Source organism: Polaromonas sp. P3_C2 (genome assembly GCF_056402675.1).
Map to the genome: position 1 here is coordinate 1 of NZ_JBFUGX010000351.1, position 4,364 is coordinate 4,364.

The 4,364-nt window shown below is 62.7% G+C and carries 4 protein-coding genes and 1 pseudogene; all 5 read right to left on the reverse strand.

From position 1 onward, the window contains the following. Nucleotides 1–258 (reverse strand): annotated as a pseudogene (locus AC1DWI_RS14795) (metal-dependent hydrolase); the annotation flags it as partial. Nucleotides 259–297: 39 nt separating this feature from the next. Beyond that, nucleotides 298–1,077, reverse strand: a complete 780-nt coding sequence (locus AC1DWI_RS14800) for a lysophospholipid acyltransferase family protein (protein WP_477670107.1) — start codon at nucleotides 1,075–1,077, stop codon at nucleotides 298–300. Between the two features lie 118 nt (nucleotides 1,078–1,195). Further along, nucleotides 1,196–1,768 carry a D-glycero-beta-D-manno-heptose 1,7-bisphosphate 7-phosphatase gene (gmhB, locus tag AC1DWI_RS14805; protein ID WP_457282820.1) on the reverse strand — a complete coding sequence of 191 codons (573 nt, stop codon included), beginning with the start codon at nucleotides 1,766–1,768 and terminating at the stop codon, nucleotides 1,196–1,198. 21 nt (nucleotides 1,769–1,789) lie between these two features. Further along, the gene (glyS, locus tag AC1DWI_RS14810; RefSeq protein ID WP_477725102.1) at nucleotides 1,790–3,895 is read right to left on the reverse strand and encodes a glycine--tRNA ligase subunit beta; all 2,106 of its coding nucleotides are present in this window, start codon (nucleotides 3,893–3,895) and stop codon (nucleotides 1,790–1,792) included. Continuing rightward, nucleotides 3,892–4,364, reverse strand: a 473-nt coding sequence (locus AC1DWI_RS14815; protein WP_477725103.1) for a metal-dependent hydrolase, incomplete at its 5' end; no start/stop codon positions are given. The genes glyS and AC1DWI_RS14815, both read right to left, overlap by 4 nt.

Here is a 4,364-nt window from a genome sequence, read left to right on the forward strand (position 1 = left end):
GCCCAGGACGGTCTCACGGCTGGCGCGGGGGTGGCGGAAAGTAGCCGGGGCCAGCGCCTGCTGGATGGTTTGTGCGGGAAGATGGGGGCCGACGAAATCTGCCACCGCTATATTTTCGATAGCTGGTTGCGCACTGTTATCGGTCGTCTCAGGCCTKTTTGGCTTGATTTTTCTGGCTTTGGAGCCGCTGGGAACGCCAGCAAGCGGCGCCGGCGCGGAATCAAACAGGTCGAGCGTGAACTGAAGAAGCCGTTGCATCATGGCAGTTTAGCTTGACAGCATGGGCAGGCTGGCCGCTCAGGTATTGGGCGCGACGGATGTGGCGGGCGCGGCGACCACTTCTCCGGCATAAGCCTCGGGGTCAAGGCGCCGCATTTCGGCTTCGATCCAGGTTTCCACCTCGCGCATCAACTCGTCGGGCTGCCGGCCCGCGCTGTCGATGGGCTTGCCGATGGAGATGTCAACGATGCCCGGGGTTTTGATGAAGGCCTTGCGCGGCCAGCATTTGGCCGAGGTCACGGCAATCGGGATCACGGGAGCGCCGGTTTCAATGGCCAGGCGCGTGCCGCCGGATTTGTAAGTACCCTTCTGGCCACGCGGGATGCGTGTGCCTTCGGGAAACATGATGACCCAGGTGCCCTGTGCCATCAGGCGCTTGCCCTGCACGACGACCTTGTTGAAAGCCTGTGAGCGCTGGCTGCGGTCGATGTGGATCATGTCCATGCGCGCCATCGCCCAGCCGAAGAACGGTACGTACAAGAGCTCCTTCTTGAAAACGTAGGCCAGGGGGTGTGGCATCAGCGTAGGCATGCACAGGGTCTCCCAGGTGCTCTGGTGCTTGAGCAGCAGAACAGCGGCGCTGGTCTGGCCCGTGGGCAGGTTTTCCATGCCGGTCACCCGGTTCTTGATGCCCAGGATGAAGGTGCCGCCGCTGACCGCCACGCGCAGCCAGCCCGCGCACATCCAGTACATGGTGTTGCTGCTGACAAAGAGGGAGGCAATCACCACAAAGGTCGCCCAGGGGATCACCGTGACGGCCATCCACAGCAGATGAAGAATTGATCGAATCAGGCGCATGTCAAGGTTTCCGGTATCTGGCAGGTTGTGGATGCTGGTGTACAGCAGTTTTCACGATGTTTTAAGGCTCTAACCCTTATCTGGTCAGCGCAGGTAGCTAGCATTTTTATAGCATCACCTACAGGGCCACTTGCAGGGGCCGGGCACTGCGTTCGAGGATGAAATCGGCAAATGCCGATAAATCGGTATGCAACTGCGTGCCTTCGGGCAAGCCTTCAGGCCGCCCGCCGCTGCGGTACCGTGCCGACTTGCCCGTCAGCACCAGGTGCGGTTCACACCCCGCAGCTGCGCCGGCCTGCAGGTCGCGCAGCGAATCCCCTGCGGTGGGCACGCCTTTGAGCGGCACGCCGAAACGCGCACCGATCTGCTCAAAAAGGCCAGGCAGCGGCTTGCGGCAGGTGCAGCTTTCCTCGGGGGCATGCGGGCAGTAAAACACCGCATCAATGCGCCCGCCGACCGCGGCCAGCAGCTTGTGCATCTTGGCGTGCATGGCGTTGAGCGCCGCCACGTCGAAGAGGCCGCGCCCCAGCCCCGACTGGTTGGACGCAATGACGACGTGCCAGCCGGCATGGTTCAGGCGCGCAATGGCCTCCAGCGAACCCGGCAGCGGCAACCACTCGTCCGGCGCCTTGACGAAGTCGTCGCTGTCGCTGTTGATGGTGCCGTCGCGGTCGAGGATGACGAGTTTCATGGTGTTTGCCTTGAAAAAAGTTCAGGTGGCTAGTTTGGAGAGGTCAGCCACCCGGTTCATCGATTGATGCAGGGTTGCGAGCAGCCCGAGCCGGTTGGCGCGCAGCGCCGGGTCTTCGGCGTTGACCATCACGCCGTCGAAGAATGCATCGACCGGCGCCTTCAGGGCGGCCAACGCCTGCAGCGAGGCCGCGTAGTCGCCAGCGGCGAAAGTGGCTTCGGCTTTGGGCCCCACGGTCTTCAATGCATCCGCGAGGGATTTCTCGGCGGCTTCCAGCAGCAGCTCAGGTTTGACGGCAGCTTCGACCGTGCCTTCAGCCTTCTTCAGGATGTTGCCGACGCGCTTGTTGGCCGCAGCGAGAGCCGGTGCTTCGGGCAGCGCGGCAAAGGCACGCACGGCCGCCAGGCGTTTGGCCACATCGCCCAGGCGCTGGGGTTTGAGGGCCAGCACGGCATCGACTTCTTGCGCGCTGTAGCCCTGCTCACGCAGGGAGCCGGCGAGGCGGTCGTAGATAAAGTCGACCAATGCCAAGGAGGCATCCTGAATCTTGTCACCGAACACCGGTTGCGCGCCCTGTACCAGTTCCAGYAGGCCCAAAGGCAGGTCTTTCTCGACCAGCATGCGGATCACGCCCAGCGCATGGCGGCGCAGCGCGAACGGGTCCTTGTCGCCGGTCGGCAGATTGCCGATGCCGAACATCCCAACCAGCGTTTCCAGCTTGTCGGCCAGCGCGACGATGACGCCAACAGTGTTGCGTGGCAGTTCGTCGCCGGCAAAGCGCGGCTTGTAGTGGTCTTCAATGGCGTCGGCCACATCGGTGTTGAGGCCGTCGTTGAGCGCGTAGTAACGGCCCATGGTGCCCTGCAGTTCGGGAAACTCTCCCACCATGTCGGTCACCAGGTCGGTCTTGGCCAGCTCGGCGGCGCGCTGCACATCGGCCACATTGGCGTTCAGGCGATTGGCGATCGCCTCGGCGATGGCGCGTACGCGCTGCGTGCGCTCGCCCTGCGTGCCCAGCTTGTTGTGATACACCACTTTGCCCAGGCCTTCAACGCGCGAAGCCAGCGTTTTCTTGCGGTCCTGGTCGAAGAAAAACTTGGCATCCGCCAGGCGCGGGCGCACGACGCGCTCGTTGCCGCCAATCACGGCGCTGGCATCCGTCGGGCTGATGTTGCTCACCACGAGAAACTTGTTGGTGAGCTTGCCCGACGCATCGAGCAGCGGGAAGTACTTCTGGTTGGCCTTCATCGTGAGGATCAGGCATTCCWGCGGCACGCCCAGAAATTCTTTTTCGAATTCGCAAATCAACACATTGGGGCGCTCGACCAGCGCGGTCACTTCATCCAGCAGCGCGTCGTCTTCAATCGCCCTGGCGCCACCGCCAACTTTGGCTGCGGCTGCAGCAAGCTGCTTGACGATTTCGGCTTTGCGCGCGGCAAAACTGGCGATCACCGCGCCGTCTTTTTGCAGGGTAGCGGCGTAGCTGTCGGCATCCTTGAGCACCACCGGGTCGACGGCCGCTTCAAAGCGGTGGCCGTGCGTGATGTTGCCGGCCTTCAGGCCCAAAGCCTCGATAGCGACCACCGAGCTACCATGCAGCGCGACCAGGCCGTGCGCCGGGCGAACGAATTTCACATCGCTCCAGCCATCGGCCAGCTGATAGGTCATCCGCTTGTCGATAGGAAGTTTGGCAATGGTTTCGAGCAAGGCTTTCTGCAACCCTTCAACCAGCGTAGCTCCCTTGATGACACTGTCGTAAAACAAGGCCTCTGCCTTGCCGTCGGGCGCGCGCTTGAGGCCAGCCACAGCCGATGCATCGGCGCCCAGCGCCTGCAGTTTCTTGAGCAGCGCGGGTGTGGCATTGCCCGAAGCATCCAGTCCCACCGCCACCGGCATGAGTTTTTGCGAAACAGCCTTGTCGACGGCCTGTGCGGCCACCGCCGTGACATGCGCGGCCAGGCGGCGCGGGGAGGCAAATGCCGTGAGGGCCGAATCTGCCGCCGTCAGGCCCTGGGTCTTGAGCTGCTCGAACAGCACGCCGGCAAAGGCATCGCCCAGCTTTTTGAGCGCCTTGGGCGGCAGCTCTTCGACAAACAGTTCAACAAGAAGGTTTTGGGAGGCGTTCATTGGTTTTTTCGGGAATGTCGGAGCGCAAAAATGGCCAGGGCTGCAACCATCAGCGGCAGCCAGATGGTTTGGACTTCATTGAGCAACACGTCGGCGCCGCGTTGCGTGAAGAACCGGGAAAAGGAGACCGGCGACACCTCAACGGGCCGCCAGGGACTGAAAAACCGCTGGTCGGAAAACGGCCAGTAGAGGGGAATGGCCACGCCGCCATTGGTCAGGGTGTCCAGCAGGGGATGCGAGAACGCGCAAAGCGCGATCCACGCATAGCCCTGCCATAGCGCCAGTTTCCAGTGCCGCGCCAGCCACCAGCCGATGAGGCCCACCACGAGCGCAAAGCCCAGGGTGTGGGTAAAGCCGCGATGGCCCCAGATACCGCCGTAATGGATGCCGAGCTTGAAGGCGATGCCGTCAAAGTCGGGAAGGATGGCCGCTACCATGCCCGCCACCAGCATGGAAGGCGGTATCCGCT

Bases quoted from the DNA above. Each gene is read 5' to 3' on its own strand.
- AC1DWI_RS14800 (WP_477670107.1), bottom strand. From the start codon at position 1,077: ATGCGCCTGATTCGATCAATTCTTCATCTGCTGTGGATGGCCGTCACG.
- gmhB (WP_457282820.1), bottom strand. From the start codon at position 1,768: ATGAAACTCGTCATCCTCGACCGCGACGGCACCATCAACAGCGACAGC.